This is a genomic window from Myxococcota bacterium, assembly GCA_035498015.1.
GTDB lineage: Bacteria > Myxococcota_A > UBA9160 > SZUA-336 > SZUA-336 > VGRW01.
Genome location: DATKAO010000223.1, coordinates 25,575 through 45,560, shown reverse-complemented (window position 1 = coordinate 45,560; position 19,986 = coordinate 25,575). Strand labels below are relative to the sequence as shown.

Sequence of the window (19,986 nt, the reverse complement as noted above, 5' to 3'; positions counted from 1 at the left end):
AGCTCCTGCCCTCGGCGGTCGAAGAGGCGCTGCGCTTCGACCCGCCGACGCAGCGCTCCCAGCGCTTCGCCAGCGAGTCACTCGAGCTCGGCGGACGAGTCATTCCCCGGGGCGCGCTGATCGTGCCCGTGCTCGGCTCCGCGAACCGCGACCCGGCCGTGTTCGCCCAGCCCGACCGGTTCGATCCCGCCCGCGACTCACGCGCCGCGCTGACCTTCGGCGGCGGCATCCACGCCTGTCTCGGCGCCTGGCTGGCCCGGCTCGAGCTGCGCGTCGCGTTCGCCGCTCTCGGCGCGCGCTACTCGCAGCTCGCACTCACGGGCGAGCCACTCGAGTGGCGCGAGACCGCCGCCCGCGGCCTGCGCCGCCTGCGCGTCGAGGGTACCCTGGCGACATGCTCACCCCCGACATGAAGCGCGTGGTCGAGGAGCAGCGGCTCGGCTTCGTCGCCACCGTGTGCCCAGACGGCAGCCCGAACCTCTCGCCCAAGGGCACGACCGCGGTCTGGGACGACCAGCACCTGGCGTTCGCGAACGTGCGCTCGCCCGGCACGGTCGCGAACCTGAGACACAATCCGGCCGTCGAGGTGAACGTGGTCGATCCGTTCGCGCGCAAGGGCTACCGCTTCAAGGGCACGGGCTCGGTGCTCGAGACGGGGCAGCTCCACGACCGGCTCGTGGACTTCTTCCGCAAGCGCGGGGTCTCAAGTCCGATTCACGGCGTGGTGCTGATTCGGGTCACGAGCGCGCAATTCGTCGACTCGCCCGCCTACGACCGCGGCGAGAGCGAGGCCGAGCTGCGGGCGCGCTGGCAGCGGCACTTCGCGCGCCTGGGCGAAGGGATCGGCAGCGACTAGAAGAAGAACGTGCCGGAGGGCAGGCCGAGCAGCACGCGCGAGGCGGGCTCGATCAGCGCGGGCGACACCATGATGTGTTGCCCCACCACGTGCACGTCGCGCATGCGCCGCTCGAGCGGGCTCGACAGCAGGTTCGCGGCCGTGCCCGCCGCCGCGTGCACGATCTCGACCGCGCGCGCCGACTCGCTCACCGCCTTGCAGCAGGCGAGCTGGACCAGCGCGCGCTGCTTTGCGTCGGGCGCGCGGCCGGCGAGCACCTCGGCCCACAGCTCCTCGACGGTCTCGAACGCGAACGCGCGCGCCGAGCGCAGCCGTGTCTCGGCCTCGGCGATCGCCTCCTGGGCGAGCCGCCGCTCGCGCAGCGGCGCGCGCATGCCGCGCGGCACGCGCTCGGACGCCAGCGCCACGAACGCGTCGAGCGCGCCGCGCGCGATGCCCGTCGCCACGCCGATCTTGTTGTACGCGAGCCGGCTGAACGGCGGCATGCGGAACAGCGGGCCGGTCTGGTACACCGGTCCGCGGCCGACCACCGTGGTGAGGCGCTCGGGGACGAACACGTCCTCGATCTCGACGTCATGACTCCCGGAGCCGCGCAGCCCCGCGACGTGCCAGGTGTCGAGCACCCGGAACTCCGAGCGCGGCACCAGCACCTCGACCGTCTGCGTCGGGCCGCCGCCCTCGATCACGCACTGACCCCAGAACCAGTCACTGTGCAGACACCCGCTCGCGAACGGCCAACGCCCGCTCGCGATGAAGCCGCCCTGCACCGGACGCGCCCGGCCCAGCGGGTTCAGCGCGCCCGAGAAGATCGTCTCGGGCCGCTTGGCGATCAGCTCTTCGGCGACGTCGGGCCGGAGCTGCGCGCTCGCGAAGCCCAGCACCTCGATGCCGATCATGAGCGTCCAGCCGGCCGCGCCATCGGCTTCGGAGATCGCCTCGATCGCGAGGATCTGCTCGCGCGGCGTGGCCTCGGCGCCGCCCGCGCTGCGAGACACCGCGATCCGGAACAGGCCGGCGTCGGCGAGCGCGCGCGCCAGCTCGGCGGGCAGGGTTCGCTCCGCCTCCGCGCGCTCGGAGAAAGTCGCCACCCGGCCGCGCAGAGCCCGCGCGCGCTCCACCAGCTCGGGGCCGGACGGCGCGGACGCGCTCATCTCACCCGACCTTCGGCAGCGTGATCGGGTCGGGCGGCTGTGACTTCGGCCAGGGCTTGTTGTACTTGGCCATGATCTCGTCGCAGGCCCGTTCCCAGCGCTCCTTGCCGAACGCCTTGTAGGTCTGGAACGGATTGCAGTACTCGCGCATGCGGAACGCCTGGCCATCGCGCACGGTGATCAGCGAGAAGTAGCGCTGCGTGTAGCGCCCGCCGTCGACGGTGGGCCCGCCGCCGTGTGACTCGATGATGGTCGTGTCCGGGTCACTCGTCGGATAGGCGGCGACCAGGGTGGTGGAGAAGCGCGGCACCACGCTGAGCAAGAGCTCCATGAAGCGGCCCGTGGCTTCGCGCCCGATCACGCAGATCGGACGCTCGAAGGTCGGGCCTTCCCAGATGGCGTCCTCGTGCAGCGCGTCCTGCCAGATGCGCCGCTGCTCCTCGAGCGTGGTGAGCTGGCCGCCGAAGGCGTCGTTGATGGTCTTGCGAGTCATGGCCTCCGAGCGTACCACGGGGGTCGACGCGTTTTCCGGTACCCGCGAGCTAGAATGAGCGCAAGTGATTCCCCCTGGAGCGAGACTCGTCGCGCTCGTGCTCGCGGCCGCGGCGCTGCTGTGCGCCGCGTGGCTCGAGCCGCAGGCCTACGCCTGCGGCGCCGGCATCGTGGAGACCCGGCTGCCCTACGACCTGCGCGGGTTCCGCATGAACGGTGAGTTCCACCTGGCCGACCGGGAGGGCTCGGGAGTCGTGTTCCCCCGGGGCGTGGTCGCTACGGACCGCGGACCGATCAAGGTCATGACCATCAACGGCTACCGGCGCGCGGAGCCATTCTTCGTGGGAGTCACCGTCTGGCCGGAGCGGCGTGCGGTGCTGTCGATCGCTCGCAGCCCGGAGGGCGTCCTCGAGATTCGCGAGCTCGGCACCGACCCGTTCCCGGATCGCAGCGACGCCGCCTGGCAGCGCGTCGACATGGAGTACTGCCAGTACGGCTCGGCGCTTCGCTTCTGGCTCATCGTCCTGGCCGCGGTCGGCCTCGGGGTCGCCTTCAGCTTCCGGCGCCGGAAGGCGGCTGCCTGACTCAGCGCCAGCTCACCACGAAGCGGCAGGCCGGGGAACCGTTGGCGCGGCAGGCGGGGTGCGAGTAAGTCGGCGCGGGCGCGCCGTCCAGCCGGTGCAGCTCGGTGTAGTAGCCGCCCACGACCCGGCAGTACTTCGCGGAAACCGGCTTCCACTCGCGCAGCTCGTACGTGACCGAGGTCGGCGTCTGCTCCACGAGCACCATCTCGCCGCTGTCGTGCTGCGTCTTCCACATGATGCGCGCACGCGAGGCCAGGTCGCGCTTCACGATCTCGGCGTACATGCCCTCGAAGTGGTCGTGCGCGGTCGCGGCGCCGAGCATCTCGAACGCCGCGTCGCCGCCCGGAAACAGCGCGGCGGTGGCGCAGAGCAGCTGGAAGAAGTCCTCCTCCGGGTACCACGAAGACACGATGATCCGGTCCTCGAGATAGTGGTGGAGCGCCTGCGGCAGCTTGGCGAGTGACTCCTGCTTGCGGCCGCGCAGCGCCTTGACCGCCTTCAGGATCACCGTGCCCTTGGTTTTCGCCACGCAGATCCATCGGCGGGCGGCAGCTCGGGCTTCAGCGCATGCACACCGCCTCGACGTTGTTGCCGTCCGGATCGGTCAGGAACGCGGCGTAGTACTTCGGGCCGTAGTCCTTGCGCACGCCCGGCGCGCCGTTGTCCTTGCCGCCGGCGCCGATGCCCGCCCGGTAGAAGCGGTCGACCGCGGCGCGATCGGCGGCGCGGAACGCGACGTGCGTGCCCGGGCCCTTGGCGCCCCGGGTGGCGTAGAGCCAGAGCGCGGGCTCGCCCTTGGGGCCGAGGCCCGCCGACGAGTCATCGCGCGAGCACAGCACGAGCCCGAGCCCGCCCAGCGCCGCTTCGTAGAAGCGCAGCGCGGCGCCGATGTCCTTCACGTGAAGACCGATGTGGTCGTACATGCATTGCCTCCTTGGTTGGAGGCGATGCTAGGAAGCGCGCGCGCCGGGATCTTGGAAGATCTTGCGGTCGGGCAGGAGCGCGGCGAGACGCGCCTGGACCACGGCCCGGTCCCCCCGGGCCGCGCGCCGGAACGCGCGCGGCGAGACGCCGGCAGCGCGGTGGAAGGTGCGCACGAAGTTCGAGAGGTCGCCGAAGCCGACGCCGAAGGCCACGTCTGTGATCGAGCGCGCGTCGTCGGCGAGCAGGCGCGCGGCGCGGCGCAGCCGGGTGCGCACGAGATACTGGTGGGGAGTCACTCCGAGAACCTGGGCGAACAGGCGCAGGAAGTGGAACGGGCTGAGACCCGCCTCGCGCGCCGCTTCGTCCAGCCCGACCGGCTCGTGCGCGTGCGCGCCGAGCCACTCCGCGGCCTCGACCGCACGCCGGCGGTCGCGGGCCGGTGCGCGCGTGGCGCGGGCACCGCGGCCGAGCAGCGCCGCGAAGCGCGCGGCCAGCCACAGGCCGAGCTCGCCCAGGCTCGCGTCGCACTCGCCGTCGGCCGCGGCTTGCGCGAGCTCGCCCAGCACCACGAGCTCGGGCATGGGCGGCAGCGCCCCGGCGCGCCACTCGGGGCCCGGCGCGCCCAGCGACTCGAACAGCTCGGGCGAGAAATGCAGCGCGAGACACTCGTCGCCCACCGCGTGATCGTGCGTGCACAGATACTCGTCGCCCGGGTGACCGACCAGGAACGAGCCGGCGACCAGCTCGAACGACTTCCCGCGCACGCGGTAGCCGAAGCTGCCCTTGCGCACGTAGGACAGCGAGTAGTCCGCGTGGCGCTCCACGAACGGCGCCTCGGTGCGGCTCATCTGGCAGCGGTAGTCGTCGACCCGGACCGCGCCCGAGCGGAAGAGCGTGCTCGCTCCCATCTCCAGATTCTAGCGCGGCTGGAGCGCGGCGGCGCGCCACAGATACCAGGCCGCGACGGTGCGGTAGGGCGCCCAGCGCTGGCCGAGGCGCGCGAGCTCGCGCGGCTTGGGCAGAGAGCGTTTGCCGAACGCCAGCGCGTAGCCCTTGCGCACGCCAAAGTCGTCGACGGGCAGAACGTCGGGCCGCCCCAGCCGGAAGATCAGCAGCATCTCGACCGTCCAGCGGCCGATCCCGCGCACTTCGGTGAGTCGCTCGATCAGCACTGCGTCGTCGAGCTCGCGCGCCTCGGCAAGCCCCGGCAGCTCGTGCTTTGCCGCGCGCCGGGCCAGGTCGCGCAGCGCGAGTGTCTTCGCGCGCGAGAGACCCGCGCCACGCAGCTTCGCGTCGGACGCGCGCAAGATCTGCTGCGGCGTGAACCCGCGGTGCGCGCCGGGGAAGAGCGCGCACACGCGCGCGTAGATCGTGGCCGCGGCGCGGCCGTTGAGCTGCTGGTAGACGATCGCCTCGGCCAGCATGGCGAACACGCTCGACGCGCGCCGCAGCTCGAGCTCGAAGGGGCCCACGCGGTCGATCAGCCGCGCGAGTGCCGGGTCGGCGGCGCGCAGCCGGCGCACGGCGCTGCGAGCGTCGAAGGCGATCTGGCCGTCGCCCTCGCAGGCCGCCGCGTCGCGCGGTGCGTGGGCAGACTCGAGCACGAGCAGACGCTGCTTCGCGGTCACTCCGCCGTTGGCGGAGAAGCCGCCCAGCCGGCCGCCGGCGCCGAGCACACGGTGACAGGGCACGACCACCGCGAAGGGGTTGCGTCCCAGCGCCTGGCCGACCGCGCGCGCCTTGCTCGGCTCGCCGATGCGCTGCGCGAGCTCGCCGTACGTGCTGGTGGCACCGGGCGGCAGCGCGCGCGCCGCCTCGTACACCCTGCGCGCGAAGGGAGTCACGCCTTCGAGGTCGAGCGCGACCTCGGCCAGCGCGCGGGCCTGGCCCGAGAGGAGCAGGGTGATCTCGTCGATCACCCGCTGCACGCCGCGCGGCGGCACCGACTCCGCCGCGCCCGGCACGCGCGCGGCCGCACGCGCCCGCGTGGCCGTGTCCCGCCCCTCGGGGAGCTGCACGGCGGCGATCCCGCGCGGGGTCCACGCGACCGCGCAGCGGCCGAGCGGAGTATCGAAGAGCGCGACGCCGGACCCGGTCTGCGACTCACTGCGGGCAGGCACCGCTCTCCTCGAACTCGTGGCCCGTCTTGAGCTGGATCGTGCACGGGGCGCCGTCGCGCGCGAACTCACCGCTGCACGACGCCTTGTAGGTGTAGCGGTTGGGCTCGACGGTGTACTTGTCGTTCTCGTTGCACAGGAAGGAGCCGTTCAGGTCGTGCACGCCCACGGGCTGCAGGTGATGCACGCAGATACCCTTGCGCTTGAAGCCCTTGTCGTTCATCGGGCCGGCGAGCGTGCAGCCGAGCTCGCTCGAGATCACGCACACGAGCTGCGAGTCGCAGCGCCGCAGCACGCGCAGCTCGCGCGGGTCGGTCCCGAGCACCAGCGCGTAGCCGGCGAGGCTCGGGTCCGACGGGTCGACGTCGAGACACATCGCCACCAGCTCGTCGTTCCCGGTCCTGGCCTTCGAGAGCGCTTTCGTGTCGCTCGCGAAGCAGGAGATCTTCGCGCTGGCCTCCCAGTCGCCGCGCGCAGCCGCCGCGGTCAGGCCGAGGATGAAGAACGAGATCGCCGCGGCGCTTCTCACGACAGGACGTCCTCCACCCGCGGAGTATCCGGGGGCACACGAGCCTGTCAAGCCGTTCGGTCACATTCGGGCATGCTCCGGCCGCGGCGACTCGAGCAGGCGGTACAGGATGTTGTCGGTGAAGGCGGGATCGCGGGTCAGCGCCAGGTGGTCCGCGAACAGGAAAGTGACTTCGCTCCACGCGATCGGCGACACCACGCCCGGGCGCCAGTCGCCGCCGGTCTGGCGTTCGTCCATGAGCGCGCTGGTGCGCAGCACGGTGCCGTCGCCAGGCGCGGTGGCGGTGACTCGCAGGTGCCCCTGCGCATCGGCGGTCAGCACCGCGGGCGTCGCCTCGGCATCGCCCGCGAACAGGTGCAGCGTGAGCCCGGGCGGCGGCACGGTCGGCACGTCGAGGGCCGCGTGCAGCTGGCGCGCGCGCGCGAGTGACTTGGCCAGGTGGTCGCGCGCGATGCGCCGGCGCTCGGCGGGGTCGGTCACTTCCGGCAGGAGCACGGCGAGCTCGGCATCGGCCTCCGGCCCGGCCAGCCCCCAGCCGAAGCGCTCCCAGGTCGCGAGCTCCAGAGGGTCGAGCGGCGCTCCGTCCGGCCCGAGCAGCGCCGCGTGTCTCGCACGCGGCAGGAGCTGGTACAGCGACGGGAACGTGCCGATCACCGCGGGGTCGTATTTGGGCAGCAGCCAGGAGAAGCGGACGCCCTCGACCAGGTTCGACAGCGCCTCGACCGAGCCGGCGTTCGGCGTCGCCACGAACACCGCGCGCGCCACGTTCTCGGCGCCCGCCCAGCTGACTCGCGGCAGAGACCCGTCCGCGGGCAGCGGCTCGCCGCCGTACTCGAGGTAGTAGCGCAGGAGCAGACCGCCCATGGAGTGCGCGATCACGTCGAACTTGAGGTCGTCGCGGCGGAGCCCGTAGCGGCGCAGCAGCTCCGCCTGCACGTAGGCGCGCTTCTCTCGGATGAACTCGCCGAGATGGCGCGCGTTCTCGGCGTTGTCGCGCCGCCAGTCATAGGGGAATTGGAAGCAGGTGAAGTGACCCGGGCGGTACACGACGCTGCCGCCGCGCCCGAGCTGCTCGTCGCGGTAGCCGCCCACGCCGAGCGCCTTCAGGATGTACACGTACGCCTGGCTCTCGAGCGGCACGCAGAACAGCCGGATGCGCACGCTGTCGAGCACACCGTCGGGAGTCACCGAGTCGCGCAGCTCGGCCAGCGGCCGGCCCTCGGCCATGGGCAGTGCGATCGCGCGCGCGCCTTCCGGGGTCTCGGGATCGGCGTACTCGCCCGAGAACGCGCCCCACGCCGTGCGGCCGGTCTCGCGGTCCACAAGCTTCGACCCGAGCACGCCGGGAATCACGATCACGGGATTGCGGGTCGCATCGTCGAATTCGGCGGCGCGGCTGTAGAGCCCGCCCAGGTCGGGCTCGGACCCGAACGCCCAGGCGGCGACCCCGAGCACCGCGACGAAGGCAGCGACGGCTTCCCGGCTCGACATGCCGGGGGAGTCGGGCTGCGCGGCCGCGCGTTACACGCGCCGCGAGCGCTGGAAGGGCCGGTCCCCGAGGATGGTCGCGCGGTGCATCACGCGCCGCTGCGGCAGGTAGTCGTTCACGGCGTAGTGCTGGGTGACTCGGTTGTCCCAGAACGCCACCGCGTTCGGCTTCCACTTCCAGCGCACGAGATACTCGGGCTTGGTCACGTGCTCGAACAGCATGTGCAAGAGCGCATCGCTCTCTTTGCGGCGCAGCCCCACGATCTTCTCGGTGAAGCCGAAGTTCACGAACAGGCCGTCGGCTCCGGTCTCCGGGTGCGTGCGCACCACGGGGTGCACCACCGGCGGGTGCTCCTCCACGGCCTTGGCGTGTCTCTCGGCGCCCGCGCCCTTCGCCACCGTGCCGCGCGCCGGGAAGCCGCGCGCGAAGTCGTGCACGGCATCGAGCTGGCGCAGGAAGTCGGCGAACGGGCGGGACAAGCCCTCGAACGCCGCCTGCATGTTCGACCAGATCGTGTCACCGCCGTCGGGCGGCAGGAGCTTCGCGTACAGCACCGCGCCGAGCGGCGGGGTCTCGATGAAGGTCACGTCGGTGTGCCAGGCGTCGTTGTCGGTCGGGTTGCCAGCGTGGTTGTCGAGGATGAAGAGCTCGGGCGCCTCGGGCACGCCCGGGTAGAGCGGGTGCGTGTGCAGGTCGCCGAAGCGCGCGGCGAAGTTCCGCTGCTCCACCGGCGTGAGCTCCTGGTCCTCGAAGAAGATCACCTTGTGCGCGAGCAGCGCAGCGCGGATCTCGGCGATCTCCTCGTGCGCGAGCGGCTTCGACAGGTCGACGCCTTCGACCACCGCCCCGATCGTGGGGGTGAGCGTGCGGATCGGGAGCTTCTGCATGGGCTCATTATGCTACCCGAACGAGCTCACCTCGAGCGTCTGCGTGCGCCGCGCCAGCAGCGCGGGGTAGAGCGCCGACAGGAGCACCGAGCCGAGCACCAGCGCCGCGAGCGCGCTCCAGCGCGGCAGGTCGAGGTGCGACTCGGCGATCAAGCCGAACTGGTCGCCCATGACTTCGAGCATGGGCCCCGACGCGAGCAGCCCGAGCGCGAAGCCTGCGGCGAGTGACCCGGCGGCGATCAAGAGCGCGTCGCCGAGCACCAGTGCGGCCAGCTGGTTCGGCGCGGCGCCCGCCGTGCGGAGGAGCACCAGCTCGCGCCGGCGCGCCGTCACGACGCCCAGCAGCAAGTTGGCGATCGCCACGCCGCCCAGCACGAGCGACAGCGCGGCCACGCCGAACAGCAGCGCGTCGTAGCGGTGGGCGAACGCCTCGGCGCCGGCCTGCAGGTCGGTGCTCGAGGTGAAGAAGAGTGACTGGCGCTCGCGCGTCGCCGCGCGGATGGCCGCGATCACGGGCTCGGGGTCGCCGGCGGTCCACAAGCGCAGGCTGTCGTCGGCCACGCGCGGGAACCAGCGGTCGAAGGTGTCGAGGTCGGCAAAGATCAGGCCGGAGGGGCCGTCCATGCCCGGCAGCTCGCCGCCGATGCGGAAGCGCGCCAGCCCGCGCGGCGTGTGGAGCTCGAGCGTGTCTCCCGTGCCGAGCGCGAAGTGACGCGCGAACGCGTAGGAGACCGCGAGCTCACCGCGCGCCAGCGCCTCGAACGCCGCCCGGTATCGCGCGCGTTCCGCGGGCGCCCGGTGCGCGAACGCGACCCGCGTGTGGTAACCGAACACGGTCACCTCTTCGCCGCGCACCAGCACCGACGCGGCGATGGCCTCGGCCAGATCGGTGACTCCCGGCGTGTGCCGGATGGTCTCGACCACGTCGGGCAGGACCCCCGGATTCACGACCGCGTCCCAGGGCGGCACCGAGCTCACCAGGGTGGCGTCGGGGTATCTCGAGCGCGCGATGGTCGACAGGGTCTCGCGGAAGCTGGCGGCCAGGTTGATCATGGCGGCCTCGAAACCCACCAGCGCGCAGATGGCCGCGACCGCCAGCGCCGTGCCGCGCGGCCGCGCCGCGAGCCCCGTGCCGATCAGGTGACCCACGCCCGGGATGAGACGGCCGAGCGCGGCGCGCGCCCGCGCCACGCCCGCGAGCGCCGGAGTCACCGCGCTCGCCGCGAGCGCGGCGCCGAGCGCAAGCTCGAGCAGGAGCCGCAGCTGCGCCGAGAGACCCGGAGTGACTGCGCAGCCGGCCAGCGCCACGGCCCCCGCGAGCGGCAGGGCCGCCCGGCGCAGGGCGCCTGCGCGCACGGTCGGCTCCCCGGGCTCCCGGCGCGCCTCCTCGAGCAGCCAGCGCCGGGTGGCGAGCCGGGCCGGCCCGATCGCGCCACAGAGGGTCGTGAACACGCCGGTCGCGAGCGCGAGCCCGACCGTGGCGAGCGACACGCTCACTTCGGACTCGGGTGGCGAGCCCCGGCCGAAGAACTCCGAGACCTGCGCCACGGTCGGCATGAACACGCGCGCGAGCACACAGCCGGCAGCGAAGCCGAGCCCCGTGCCGAGCGCCGAGAACGCCAGTGAGTCGAGCGCGATGAAGCGCGCCACGTCGCGCGCCGAGAAGCCGGTCGAACGCAGCACCGCGAACTCGTGCAGCCGGCGCTCGACCGCGCTCGACATGGCCGCGTAGCAGAGCAGCCCCGCGACCACGGCCCCGATCGAGGCCACGGCGAGCAGCACGGCGCGCAGCGCGGCGACCGCCTGGTCGACCGAGGAGAGCCGCAGCCCGGTGCGCCGGACCGTCGCCTGGCCGCCGACGCGCCGCTCGATCTCGCTCTGCAGCGACGAGAGGTCGGCGCCCGCTCTGGGCACGACGTCGATCCGGTCCACGAAGCCCTCGCGGCCCACCAGCGCCTGCAGCGCGTACAGGTCCATCACCGCGACCTGGCCGCCGAAGGCGCGCGCGAGGCCGCGGTCGGCGAGCAGGCCCTCCACGTGCAGCGCGCTCGCGCCGCGCGGCGTGCGCACGGCCAGTGACTGGTCGAAGCCGATGCCCGTCTTCGCGGCGACGCGCTCCGAGATCAGCACTGCGTCCGCGCGCGCCAGGAGCTTCAACGGGTCGGGCACCTCGATGCCGCGCGCGCGCAGATCGAGCGCGCGCGGCGGGCGCTCCTCGAGCAGGTCGACGCCCAGCACCCAGAGCGGCGCGCGCAGCGCCTCGAGCTCGAGCGCCGCTTCGACGAGCGGCGAAGCCGAGGCGACGCCGGGCAGCGTGCGCACCTGGTCGACCAGTGCCTCGGGCATGCCGACGCGCCCCGCCACGAGCTCGAGCTGCGCCGCGCCGGCGAGTGACTCGGCGGTGTGGTCGGCGAGTCTCTGCACGGCGCGCGAGCTCAGCTCGAGGCCGGTCGCGAGCGCCACGCTGGCGGCGATCGACAGCACGGTGACCGCCGCGAACACCCGGTTCTCGCCCAGCGCGGCGTTCCAGCCGAGCAGCGCCCCGAGCGGCCAGCGCGCATTGCGGGCGATCACGGCCTAGCTCGCAGCGGCGAGTGACTCGCCGCCGCTGTCCTCCTGGATTGCGCCGTCGCGCAAGGCGATCACCCGGTCGGCCCAGGCCGCGGCCTCGGCGTCGTGGGTCATCATCAAGAGCGTCGTCCCGCGCTCGTCGCACAGCTCGCGGAACAGCCGCAGCACGGCCCGGCCGGTCTCGTGGTCGAGGTTGCCGGTGGGCTCGTCGGCCAGCACGATCACCGGCTCGGCGATGATCGCGCGCGCGATCGCGACCCGCTGCATCTGCCCGCCCGAGAGCTGCGTGGTGTCGCGCGCGCCGAAGCCGGCGATTCCCAGCCGTGCCGCCAGCGCCTCGACGCGGCTGCGCAGCGCGCGGATGTGCTGCCCGTCCATGAGCAGCGGCAGCGCGATGTTGTGCTCGACCGAGAGCGTGGGCACGAGATTGAAGAACTGGTACACGAGGCCGATGTGCCGGCGGCGGAAACGCGCGGAGTCGGCCTCGCTGAGTCCCTGCAGCTCGACGCCGCCCACCCGGATGCGCCCCGCGGTCGGCCGGCGCAGGCCCGACAGCAGCTGCAGGAGCGTGGTCTTTCCGCTCCCGCTCTTGCCGCGCACGATCACGAACTGCCCGCGCGGCACGCGCAGGCAGAGCCCGTGCAGCGCAGTCACCGCCGACGGCCCGCGGCCGTAGACCATGGCAACGTCCACGGCTTGGACGGCCGGCGGTGACTCGCCTCCGCACGGAGTGGTGGTCATGCGTGACTCCGCGCGACTGCAAGCGCCGTGCGAACGACGGCGCGAGCTCTGCGCGCGTCTCAGCGCCTCGGGCGCTGCAGCCTGGCCGATTTCAGCGGGCGGGGCCGGCCCCGAACCACTCGGCGAACACCAGCGCGTTCCCGAACAGGTCGACCGCGGTGAACTCGCGGAAGCCCCAGGGCCGGTGCTCGAGCCGCCCGCTCGCGTGCACCACGCCGGCGCGCAGATACTCCTGGTACAGCGCGTCCAGGCCGCGCACGTTCACGCGGCAGCTGGTCCACAGCGGCAACGCCGGGTCGCTCACCACGAACAGGTGCAGCTCGAAGCCCGAGCGCGCGACCCCGGCGTAGTCGGGAAACAGGAACAGGCGCTGGAAGCCGAGCTGCTTCTCGTAGAACTCGAGCGCCGCGGCGAGGTCGAGCACCGGAAAGCGCGGCACCGCCTTCACGAGCCCCGGCTGCGCGGTCTCTGAGGCCCACGCGATGAGCGGCGTGACCATGCCGCCCGCCACGGCCGCGAACGCCGCCTTCCAGGCCAGGAACGCGGCCAAGGAGAGGGCGGCCGGCGCAGTCAGTGCGAGCGCGAGCGCCGCCGGTGCGCCCAGCGCGAGCGCGCACGCGGCCCCGCACACGAGCGCGCGCAGCACCGGGCGCAGGCGCGCGAAGCGCCCGAGCGGGCTCGCGGGCGGGTCGATGCGCGCGGGCACGAGGCCCTGAGTCACCTGGTGCTCGACCGACGGCGCGACCAGCCACCAGGCGCAGAACGCGATCAGGAACGCGGAGATCAACGTGTCGGCGATCGCGCCCGCCGAGCCCGCGATCGGCACCCAGGGCGCGAAGCGGTACAGCCACCAGCCCACCAAGCCCCCCAGCGCGAGGTTCAGGAGCGCTGCGGCGGCCGCCACGCGAAGCGCGAGCGCGCGAGTCATGCCCCGATTGTACGACAGCCCGCGCGGACCGGTGCGCGCCCGCCGCGCAGCTCGTGCGCAAGCTGCGCGGCCGCTGCGTCCCGTCTGCGCACCAGTTTCCGCTGCCGCTTCCCGAGTGCGCGCTTGGCGCTCAACTCCGCGACTGGCGCAGCCGATCCAGTCATTGAGCGCGCGAGGGGACAGGAGACGGAATCTTGAGCAGGTGCGGGCAGGCGATCGGCTTGGGCGCTCTGGCGCTCGCGCTCGTCGCCGCCCGTGCCGCGCCGGCGCCGGTCCCGCCACGCGTGCACAGTGTGATCGGCGTCGTCGAGCTCTCGAGCCCGCCCGGCGCGCCCTGGCGGCCGGCGCAGGTCGGCGACTCACTCGCGCCCGGCGCGGCGCTGCGCACCGGCGCGGGCGCGCGCGCCGAGCTCGTGCTCGACGGTGCGCTGGCGCGGCTCTACGAGATCTCGCTGGCGCGCCTGCCCGCGGACCCGGCCGCGCGGCGGCGCATCGAGCTCGAGCGCGGCGCGGCCAGCTTCGACGTGCAGCCCGACGACTCCGCGCCCTTCCAGGTCGACACACCCGGCGCGGTGGCGCTCGCCAAGGGTACGCGCTTCACGGTGACTGCCGACGGCGAGCTCTCGACCGTGTCGGTCGGGCGCGGGCTGGTCGGCGTGCGCGCGCCGGAGAGCCTGGCGCGCGAGGTGTTGGTTCATCCCGGCTTCGGCGTGATGGGCGGCGCCGGGCGTCCGTTTGCGCTCGGCCTCCTGAATCAAAAGGGCGATCCATGGGAGACCTGGTCGCGCGGCGCCGCTCCTTCACGTCCGCTGCAGCGCGCGGGGCAGGGCGAGTCACCGGCCAGCGCCGATGCCGTCGAGGCGGGTCCGGCGGGCGATGCCGACGTGGCCATCCGCATCCTCGAGGCGCGCGGCCCCCGGCGCGTCCAGATCGTGGGCACGGGCGGGATCGACGCCACCTTCACGCGCCGCGACCTGAGTCAGGTGCTGCGCGGGAACAGCGCCGTGCTCGGCCCCCCGCTGCTGGCCACCCTGCACGCGCGCGGAGTGACTCCCTCGGCCTTCGCGCGCCAGGTGCTCGACAACCTGTGACCGCCTGATCCCGTCCCGGTCACACAAAGCGCGTGGGTTCTGGTACCAGTAGGGCGTGCTGCTCCTTGCGCTCGACGGCGACGGCCCGCTGCACCGCCAGCTCTACCGCAGCTTGCGCGATGCCGTGCTCGGCGGGCGGCTCGAGGCGGGCTCACGGCTGCCCTCCACGCGCCAGCTGGCGGCGGAGCTCGAGCTCTCGCGCAACACGGTGCTCGCCGCGTGCGAGCAGCTCGTGTCGGAAGGCTACGCGGCGCCGCGCGCGCGTTCGGGGCTGTTCGTCGCCGACGCGCTGCCCGCACGCAGCGCGCGCCCGCGCTCCGCGGCGCTGCCGCTCGCGCTCTCGCAGACGGGGCAGCGCATGCTCGCGGCCGTCGCGCCCGGGCGCGCCAGCTGGGCGCCCGCGCACAAGCCGCTGCCGTACGACTTCCTGTACGGCGAGCCGAACTACTCGCACCTGCCGCTCGAGACCTGGGCGCGCCTGCTCGGGCGCCGCGCGCGCCGGCTGTCCGCGCGGCGGCTGGCCTATCAGGCGCCGGGTGGCGCGGCCGAGCTGCGCGAGTCACTCGCCGGCTATCTGGCGCGCGCCCGCGGCGTGGTGTGCGCGCCCGAGCAGATCGTGATCGTGCACGGCTCGCAGCAAGGGCTCGACCTGGTCACGCGGCTCCTGGTCGACCCGGGCGCGCGCGTGGTGCTCGAGGAGCCGCATTACACCGGCTTCTCGCTGTGCGCACGCGCGGCGGGCGCGGAGCTCGTGCACGTGCCGGTCGACGAGCACGGCCTGCGCACCGAGCTCCTGGCCGAGGTGCCCGCGGCGAAGCTCGCGTTCGTGACTCCCTCGCACCAGTATCCCGCGGGCGCGGTGCTCTCGCTGCCGCGGCGGCTCGCGCTGCTGGCCTGGGCTGCGCGCGCGGGCGCGCACGTGCTCGAGGACGACTACGACGGCGAGTTCCGTTTCGACGGCAAGCCGCTGGAGTGTCTCCAGGCGCTCGACCGCGACGGTCGCGTGATCTACCTGGGCACGGCCTCGAAGCTGCTCTTCCCGGCGCTGCGCATCGGCTGGGTGGTGGCGCCCGAGCCGCTCGCGCCCGTGCTGCGCAACGCGAAGGCGCTGGCCGACACGGGCACGCCGTCGCTCGAGCAGCTCGCGCTCGCCGACTTCATCCGCGAGGGCCACCTGGAACGCCACGCGCGCCGCGCGCGCGCACACACGGCCAGGCTGCGCGCCGTGCTGCTCGAGTCACTCGACGACGAGCTGGGCGAGCGCGCGCGCGTGCGCGGCGCGAGCGCGGGCCTGCACGTGCTGCTCGAGCTGCCGCGCCTGGACGCGCGCCGCAGCGCGCGCCTGCGCGAGGAGTGCCAGCGGCGCGGGGTCGGCGTGTACTCGGCGGCGCCGTTCTACGCGCGGCCGCCGGCGCGCGCGGAGCTCCTCTTGGGCTACGCCTCGCTCGAGCCTTCGCGCATCCGCGAGGGCGTGCGGCGGCTGCGCCGCGCGCTGGATGCCCTCTAGGGTAAGATCGGGTCATGGCGCGGCTCAGCAAGCTCTCCCGTTCCGTGGCGGACCGCGGCGTGCTCGTGACTGGCGCGGCCAGCGGCATGGGCCGTGCGACCGCGCATCTGTTCGCAGACGAGGGCGCGCAGGTCGCAGTGACCGACCTCGACCGCGACGCCGTCGACCGCGTGGTCGACGAGATCAAGGCCGCGGGCGGGCGCGCGCGCGGCTGGGTGCTCGACGTGGGCAGCGACGCGTCGGTGGCGCGCGTCGTGCCCGAGGTCGCGCAGGCCTTCGGCCGCCTCGACGCGGTGGTGAACAACGCGGGCATCGCGCGCTTCAGCCCGATCGACGGGCCCGAATACGACAAGGCGTGGGCTGACTCACTGAACGTGCTGATCACCGCGCACGTGCGCGTGATCCGCGCCGCGCTGCCGTACCTGCGCAAGTCCGACGCCGGGCGCATCGTGAACATCGCCTCGACCGAGGCGTTGGGCGCCACCAAGTACGGCAGCCCCTACACCGCCGCGAAGCACGCGGTCGTGGGGCTCACGCGCTCGCTGGCGGTCGAGCTCGGCCCCGAGCGCATCACCGTGAACTGCATCTGTCCCGGACCGATCCGCACCGGCATGACGTCGGCGATCCCCGAGGACCAGAAGGCGATCTTCGCCAAGCGCCGCACCGCGCTCCTGCGCTACGGCGAGCCCGAAGAGGTCGCGCACGGCACGCTCAACTTCTGCCTGCCCGCGAGTCAGTACATGACCGGTGCGGTGCTGCCCGTGGACGGAGGACTCACGATCCGCAACGCGTGAAGGAGAGGCGCATGAATCTCTTGACCTGGCTCCTGCTCGGTCTCGTCGTCGGAGTTCTCGCGAAATGGATCATGCCCGGGAAGGACGGCGGCGGCTTCGTCCTCACCATCCTGCTGGGGATTGCCGGCGCGTTCGTCGGCGGCTTCATCGGCTCGCTGTTCGGCATCGGCTCGGTGGCCGACTTCAGCCTGGGCAGCCTCGCGCTCTCGACCTTGGGCGCGCTGCTCCTGCTCTGGGGTCACCGCCAGCTGCGTGGCGGCGCCGCCTGATCCGATAGACTCCCGCCCGTGCGTGCCCTGCCGCTGTCGAGCCGCGTCGCCTTGGTGACTGGAGTGTCTCGCCGGGCGGGCATCGGGTTCGCGATCGCCAAGCGCCTGGCGTCGCTGGGCGCAGACCTGTGCGTGCACGCGTACGCGCCCTACGACGCCGCGCAGCCGTGGGGAGCGGATCGCGAACCCCCCGAGGCGCTGGCCGGCGACCTGCGTGCGCTGGGCGTGCGTGCGGAGCCGCTGGCGGCGGACCTCGCCGAGCCGGGCGCGCCCGAGCGGCTGATCGCGGAGGCGTGGCAGCGGCTGGGCCGCGTGGACGTGCTGGTCGCGAATCACGCGCACAGCGTCTCCGCCGACCTCGAGGGGCTGCGTGCGGAGGAGGTCGACCGGCACTTCGCCGTGAACGTGCGCGCGACGCTCCTCCTGGTGCAGGCGTTCGCCGCGCGCCACGACGGACGCGCCGGCGGGCGGGTCGTGCTGCTCACGTCGGGCCAGGACCGCGGCCCCATGCCCGGCGAGCTGGCCTACGCGGCGTCGAAGGGCGCGCTCGCGAGCCTGGTGCCGAGTCTCTCGGCGCACCTCGCGCACCGCGGCATCACCGTGAACGCGGTGGATCCCGGCGCGACCGACACCGGCTGGGCCAGCCCCGAGCTACACCGCGAGGTGTTGGCCCGCGAGCCGCAGGGCCGCTGGGGCGCGCCCGACGACGCCGCTCGGCTGGTCGGCTGGCTCGCCACGGACGACGCGCGCTGGCTCACCGGGCAGGTGATCCACTCGACCGGCGGCGGCCCCTGAGTCAGCCGTGCAGGAAGGCGAGCGCCGTGCGCGCGAACGGCTCTGCCGCCTCGAGGAACACCGGCCCGTGCCCGCCGCCCGGCACGACCCACAGGGACGCGCGCGGGATCGCGCGGAACAGGCCGACTCCGAGCTCGACCGGATACAGCGGGTCGCGGTCGCCGTAGATCACGAGCGTGCGCGCGCGGATGCGCGCGAGCTGCGGCGGCGTGAAACACATGTCGTCGGTGCTGTCGGCGAGGTCGTGCTGCGCCTGCCAGAGCGCCCGGATCTGCGCGTCGCCATGCGCATGGCGCTCGCGCATGACGCGCCACTCCTCCGCCGAGCGGCCGTCCGGCGAGACCGTGCGCATGATCGCGCGTGCCTGCTCGGGGAAGTACGGCGTGGCACTCACGACCACCATGGCCTCGATGCGCTCCGGCTCCTGGGTCGCCACGTGCAAGAGCGTGTTCCCGCCCATGCTCAGCCCGATCGCGCGGCAGCGCGCGATGCCCAGCGCGTCGAGCGCCGCGCGCACGTCGGCGGCCAGCTGGCGGTGCGAGAAGCCGCCTTGCGGGTTGGTCGAGCGCCCGTGCCCCCGCGCGTCCAGGGCGACGAGCCGGTATTCGCGCGCCAGTGACTCACGGCCGGCGTGGCGCCAGTCCTGGCTGCACCCGCCCATGCCGTGCAGCAACAGGAGTGGCTCACCCGCGCCGTCGGTCTCGACGTGCAGCTCGGCGCCGTGGATGCGCAGTGTCTGCTCCGCGAGCATCCCGCGGCCTCAGACCTTCGGCACCTCGAGCCCGCGCTTCACGGCCGGGCGCGCGCCGATCCGCTCCAGCCACGCGACCACGCGCGGGTACTTGAGCAGCTCGGGCTGCTTCAGGTTCAGCGGGAAGCGCAGCCAGCCGTAGTGCATGATGTCGCCGATCGAGTACTGACCCGCGAGATATTCGCGGCCGTCGCCCAGGATGCGGTCGAGCACGCCGTACAGGCGCGCCATCTCGCCGGAGAAGATGGTGATCATCTCCTGGTTCTTCTCGCCTTCCTTGCGCAGCGCCGCGCCCAGCCGGCCCAGGTTCGGTCCCACGCCACCGGTCTGGAAGAAGGCGTACTGGATCGCTTCCATGCGCTTGCGCGGGTCCTTGGGCAGGATGACTCCCTTCGGATCGTGCTTCTCGCCCAGGTGGAGCAGGATCGCACCGGACTCCCAGATCACCTGACCGTCGTCGTCGATGACCGGGATCTTGTGGTTCGGGTTGAGCTTCAGGAACTCGGGCTTCATCTGCTCGTTCTTGGTCAGGTTCACGGGGTGGACCTCGTACGGGATGCCGAGCTCCTCGAGCGCGATCGAGACCTTGTAGCCGTTGGGCGTGGTCCAGGTGTAGAGCTTGATCATGAGGCGGTGACTCCTTGTTGGGGGGTGAGCTCGGGGTGCACGACGCCGAGCAGGATCTCGAGTGACTCGACGATCCGGGGACCGGGGCGGTTGAAGAACTGGTTGCCGTCGAGCACGGCCGTGCGGAAGCGGCCCAGGCGCGGCTCGCGGGCGGCTTCGGCGCGCGCCTGCGCCAGGCCGAAGCCGCAGGGAATCAGCGCGACCAGGTCGGGCGCGGCGGCCTCGAGCTCGGGCCACGAGATGCGCGGGGAGTGCAGGCCGGCCTTGCCGAACAGCGCGACGCCGCCGGCGCGCTCGACCAGCTCGGGCATCCAGTTGCCGCCCGCGATCAGCGGGTCGAGCCACTCGAGCACGGCCACGCGCGGGCGGGTGCGGGCCGCGCGGCCCAGCGCGCTCAGTGACTCGATGCGCGCCTCGAGCCGGCTGCGCAGCCGCGCGGCGGCGTCGTCCAGGCCCAGCGCGGCGCCCACGCGCAGCACGTCTGCGAGCACGTCGGCGAGCGAGAGCGGGGCGAGCGACACGACGCGCGGCGCGCCGCCCGTCCAGTCGCGCAGCGCCGCGGCCAGGTCGTCGGGCGTGGCGGCGCACACCTCGCACAAGGTCTGAGTCACGATCACGTCCGGCGCCAGCGCGCGCAGCAAGGGCGCGTCGATCTCGTAGATCGAGAGCCCGCGAGTCACCAGCTCCTCGATCCGGTCGTGGATCGCGCGGCCGGGCGCGCGCGGGTCGAGCCGCGGCGACGACAGCGCGGGCAGCGCTTCGACGCCGGCCGGGAAGTCGCACTCGTGAGAACGTCCGACCAGGGCGGCCCGGGCGCCGAGGGCGCACACGATCTCGGTCGCCGAGGGAAGCAACGACACGACGCGCATCGGGTTCGTTCTAT

Annotated in this window: 23 protein-coding genes; 8 read left to right on the top strand and 15 right to left on the bottom strand. The window is 73.2% G+C overall.

All coding sequences use genetic code 11. The features are described 5' to 3' along the window. Both VMR86_19770 and VMR86_19765 read left to right on the top strand, forming a co-directional pair. The coding region (locus VMR86_19770; protein ID HTO09300.1) for a cytochrome P450 at positions 1-413 on the top strand (413 nt) is incomplete at its 5' end. After that, positions 395-856 carry a pyridoxamine 5'-phosphate oxidase family protein gene (locus tag VMR86_19765; GenBank protein HTO09299.1) on the top strand — a complete coding sequence of 154 codons (462 nt, stop codon included), beginning with the start codon at positions 395-397 and terminating at the stop codon, positions 854-856. The genes VMR86_19770 and VMR86_19765, both read left to right, overlap by 19 nt. Here the strand turns inward: VMR86_19765 and VMR86_19760 are convergent. Together VMR86_19760 and VMR86_19755 are read right to left on the bottom strand one after the other, a co-directional pair. Further along, positions 853-2,007, bottom strand: a complete 1,155-nt coding sequence (locus tag VMR86_19760) for an acyl-CoA dehydrogenase family protein (protein HTO09298.1) — start codon at positions 2,005-2,007, stop codon at positions 853-855. The genes VMR86_19765 and VMR86_19760 overlap by 4 nt on opposite strands. A gap of 1 nt (position 2,008) precedes the next feature. Further along, positions 2,009-2,500 carry a nuclear transport factor 2 family protein gene (locus VMR86_19755; protein HTO09297.1) on the bottom strand — a complete coding sequence of 164 codons (492 nt, stop codon included), beginning with the start codon at positions 2,498-2,500 and terminating at the stop codon, positions 2,009-2,011. A 64-nt stretch (positions 2,501-2,564) separates the two neighbouring features. Between VMR86_19755 and VMR86_19750 the strand changes: the two genes are divergently transcribed. Further along, positions 2,565-3,083, top strand: coding sequence for a hypothetical protein (locus VMR86_19750; GenBank protein ID HTO09296.1), 519 nt, complete (start codon positions 2,565-2,567; stop codon positions 3,081-3,083). A gap of 1 nt (position 3,084) precedes the next feature. Here the strand turns inward: VMR86_19750 and VMR86_19745 are convergent, their stop codons facing one another. From VMR86_19745 to VMR86_19700, 10 genes are all read right to left on the bottom strand, one after another. Beyond that, positions 3,085-3,612, bottom strand: a complete 528-nt coding sequence (locus VMR86_19745; GenBank protein ID HTO09295.1) for a hypothetical protein — start codon at positions 3,610-3,612, stop codon at positions 3,085-3,087. A 31-nt stretch (positions 3,613-3,643) separates the two neighbouring features. After that, positions 3,644-4,006 (bottom strand): VOC family protein, encoded by a 363-nt coding sequence (locus VMR86_19740; protein HTO09294.1) that lies wholly within the window; start codon positions 4,004-4,006, stop codon positions 3,644-3,646. A gap of 27 nt (positions 4,007-4,033) precedes the next feature. Then, a complete protein-coding gene (locus tag VMR86_19735; GenBank protein HTO09293.1) occupies positions 4,034-4,915 on the bottom strand; it encodes an AraC family transcriptional regulator in 882 nt (293 codons plus the stop codon). Positions 4,916-4,924: 9 nt separating this feature from the next. Beyond that, a complete protein-coding gene (locus VMR86_19730; GenBank protein HTO09292.1) occupies positions 4,925-6,127 on the bottom strand; it encodes a methylated-DNA--[protein]-cysteine S-methyltransferase in 1,203 nt (400 codons plus the stop codon). Further along, positions 6,111-6,653: a hypothetical protein gene (locus VMR86_19725; GenBank protein HTO09291.1), complete on the bottom strand. Its 543-nt coding sequence runs from the start codon at positions 6,651-6,653 to the stop codon at positions 6,111-6,113. Before VMR86_19725 ends, VMR86_19730 begins: the two co-directional genes overlap by 17 nt. A 60-nt stretch (positions 6,654-6,713) precedes the next feature. Beyond that, the gene (locus tag VMR86_19720) at positions 6,714-8,144 is read right to left on the bottom strand and encodes a hypothetical protein (GenBank protein HTO09290.1); all 1,431 of its coding nucleotides are present in this window, start codon (positions 8,142-8,144) and stop codon (positions 6,714-6,716) included. 30 nt (positions 8,145-8,174) lie between these two features. Then, complete coding sequence (gene tauD / locus VMR86_19715; GenBank protein ID HTO09289.1) at positions 8,175-9,029, bottom strand: taurine dioxygenase; 855 nt, start codon at positions 9,027-9,029, stop codon at positions 8,175-8,177. Positions 9,030-9,041: 12 nt separating this feature from the next. Continuing rightward, a complete protein-coding gene (locus tag VMR86_19710; GenBank protein HTO09288.1) occupies positions 9,042-11,603 on the bottom strand; it encodes an FtsX-like permease family protein in 2,562 nt (853 codons plus the stop codon). A 3-nt stretch (positions 11,604-11,606) separates the two neighbouring features. After that, positions 11,607-12,341 (bottom strand): ABC transporter ATP-binding protein, encoded by a 735-nt coding sequence (locus VMR86_19705; GenBank protein HTO09287.1) that lies wholly within the window; start codon positions 12,339-12,341, stop codon positions 11,607-11,609. A 91-nt stretch (positions 12,342-12,432) separates the two neighbouring features. Beyond that, a complete protein-coding gene (locus VMR86_19700) occupies positions 12,433-13,269 on the bottom strand; it encodes a glyoxalase superfamily protein (protein HTO09286.1) in 837 nt (278 codons plus the stop codon). 194 nt (positions 13,270-13,463) lie between these two features. Here VMR86_19700 and VMR86_19695 point away from each other — a divergent pair, with 194 nt between their 5' ends. Genes VMR86_19695 through VMR86_19675 form a run of 5 tightly spaced genes read left to right on the top strand, consistent with a single transcriptional unit; the run spans position 13,464 to position 17,725 of the window. Beyond that, positions 13,464-14,360, top strand: a complete 897-nt coding sequence (locus VMR86_19695; protein HTO09285.1) for a FecR family protein — start codon at positions 13,464-13,466, stop codon at positions 14,358-14,360. Positions 14,361-14,415: 55 nt separating this feature from the next. Further along, entirely contained in the window at positions 14,416-15,867 is a 1,452-nt protein-coding gene (locus VMR86_19690; protein ID HTO09284.1) for a PLP-dependent aminotransferase family protein, read from the top strand. Positions 15,868-15,881: 14 nt separating this feature from the next. Beyond that, positions 15,882-16,661, top strand: coding sequence for an SDR family NAD(P)-dependent oxidoreductase (locus VMR86_19685; protein HTO09283.1), 780 nt, complete (start codon positions 15,882-15,884; stop codon positions 16,659-16,661). Between the two features lie 11 nt (positions 16,662-16,672). Next, entirely contained in the window at positions 16,673-16,930 is a 258-nt protein-coding gene (locus VMR86_19680) for a GlsB/YeaQ/YmgE family stress response membrane protein (protein HTO09282.1), read from the top strand. An 18-nt stretch (positions 16,931-16,948) separates the two neighbouring features. Then, a complete protein-coding gene (locus VMR86_19675; GenBank protein HTO09281.1) occupies positions 16,949-17,725 on the top strand; it encodes an SDR family oxidoreductase in 777 nt (258 codons plus the stop codon). 1 nt (position 17,726) lies between these two features. Here the strand turns inward: VMR86_19675 and VMR86_19670 are convergent, their stop codons facing one another. From VMR86_19670 to VMR86_19660, 3 genes are read right to left on the bottom strand one after another with little or no spacing between them, the layout of a single operon-like run. Continuing rightward, positions 17,727-18,476 carry an alpha/beta hydrolase gene (locus VMR86_19670; protein HTO09280.1) on the bottom strand — a complete coding sequence of 250 codons (750 nt, stop codon included), beginning with the start codon at positions 18,474-18,476 and terminating at the stop codon, positions 17,727-17,729. A 9-nt stretch (positions 18,477-18,485) separates the two neighbouring features. Then, entirely contained in the window at positions 18,486-19,103 is a 618-nt protein-coding gene (locus tag VMR86_19665; GenBank protein HTO09279.1) for a glutathione S-transferase family protein, read from the bottom strand. Next, positions 19,100-19,972: an ABC transporter substrate-binding protein gene (locus VMR86_19660; GenBank protein ID HTO09278.1), complete on the bottom strand. Its 873-nt coding sequence runs from the start codon at positions 19,970-19,972 to the stop codon at positions 19,100-19,102. Before VMR86_19660 ends, VMR86_19665 begins: the two co-directional genes overlap by 4 nt. Positions 19,973-19,986 lie beyond the last annotated feature (14 nt).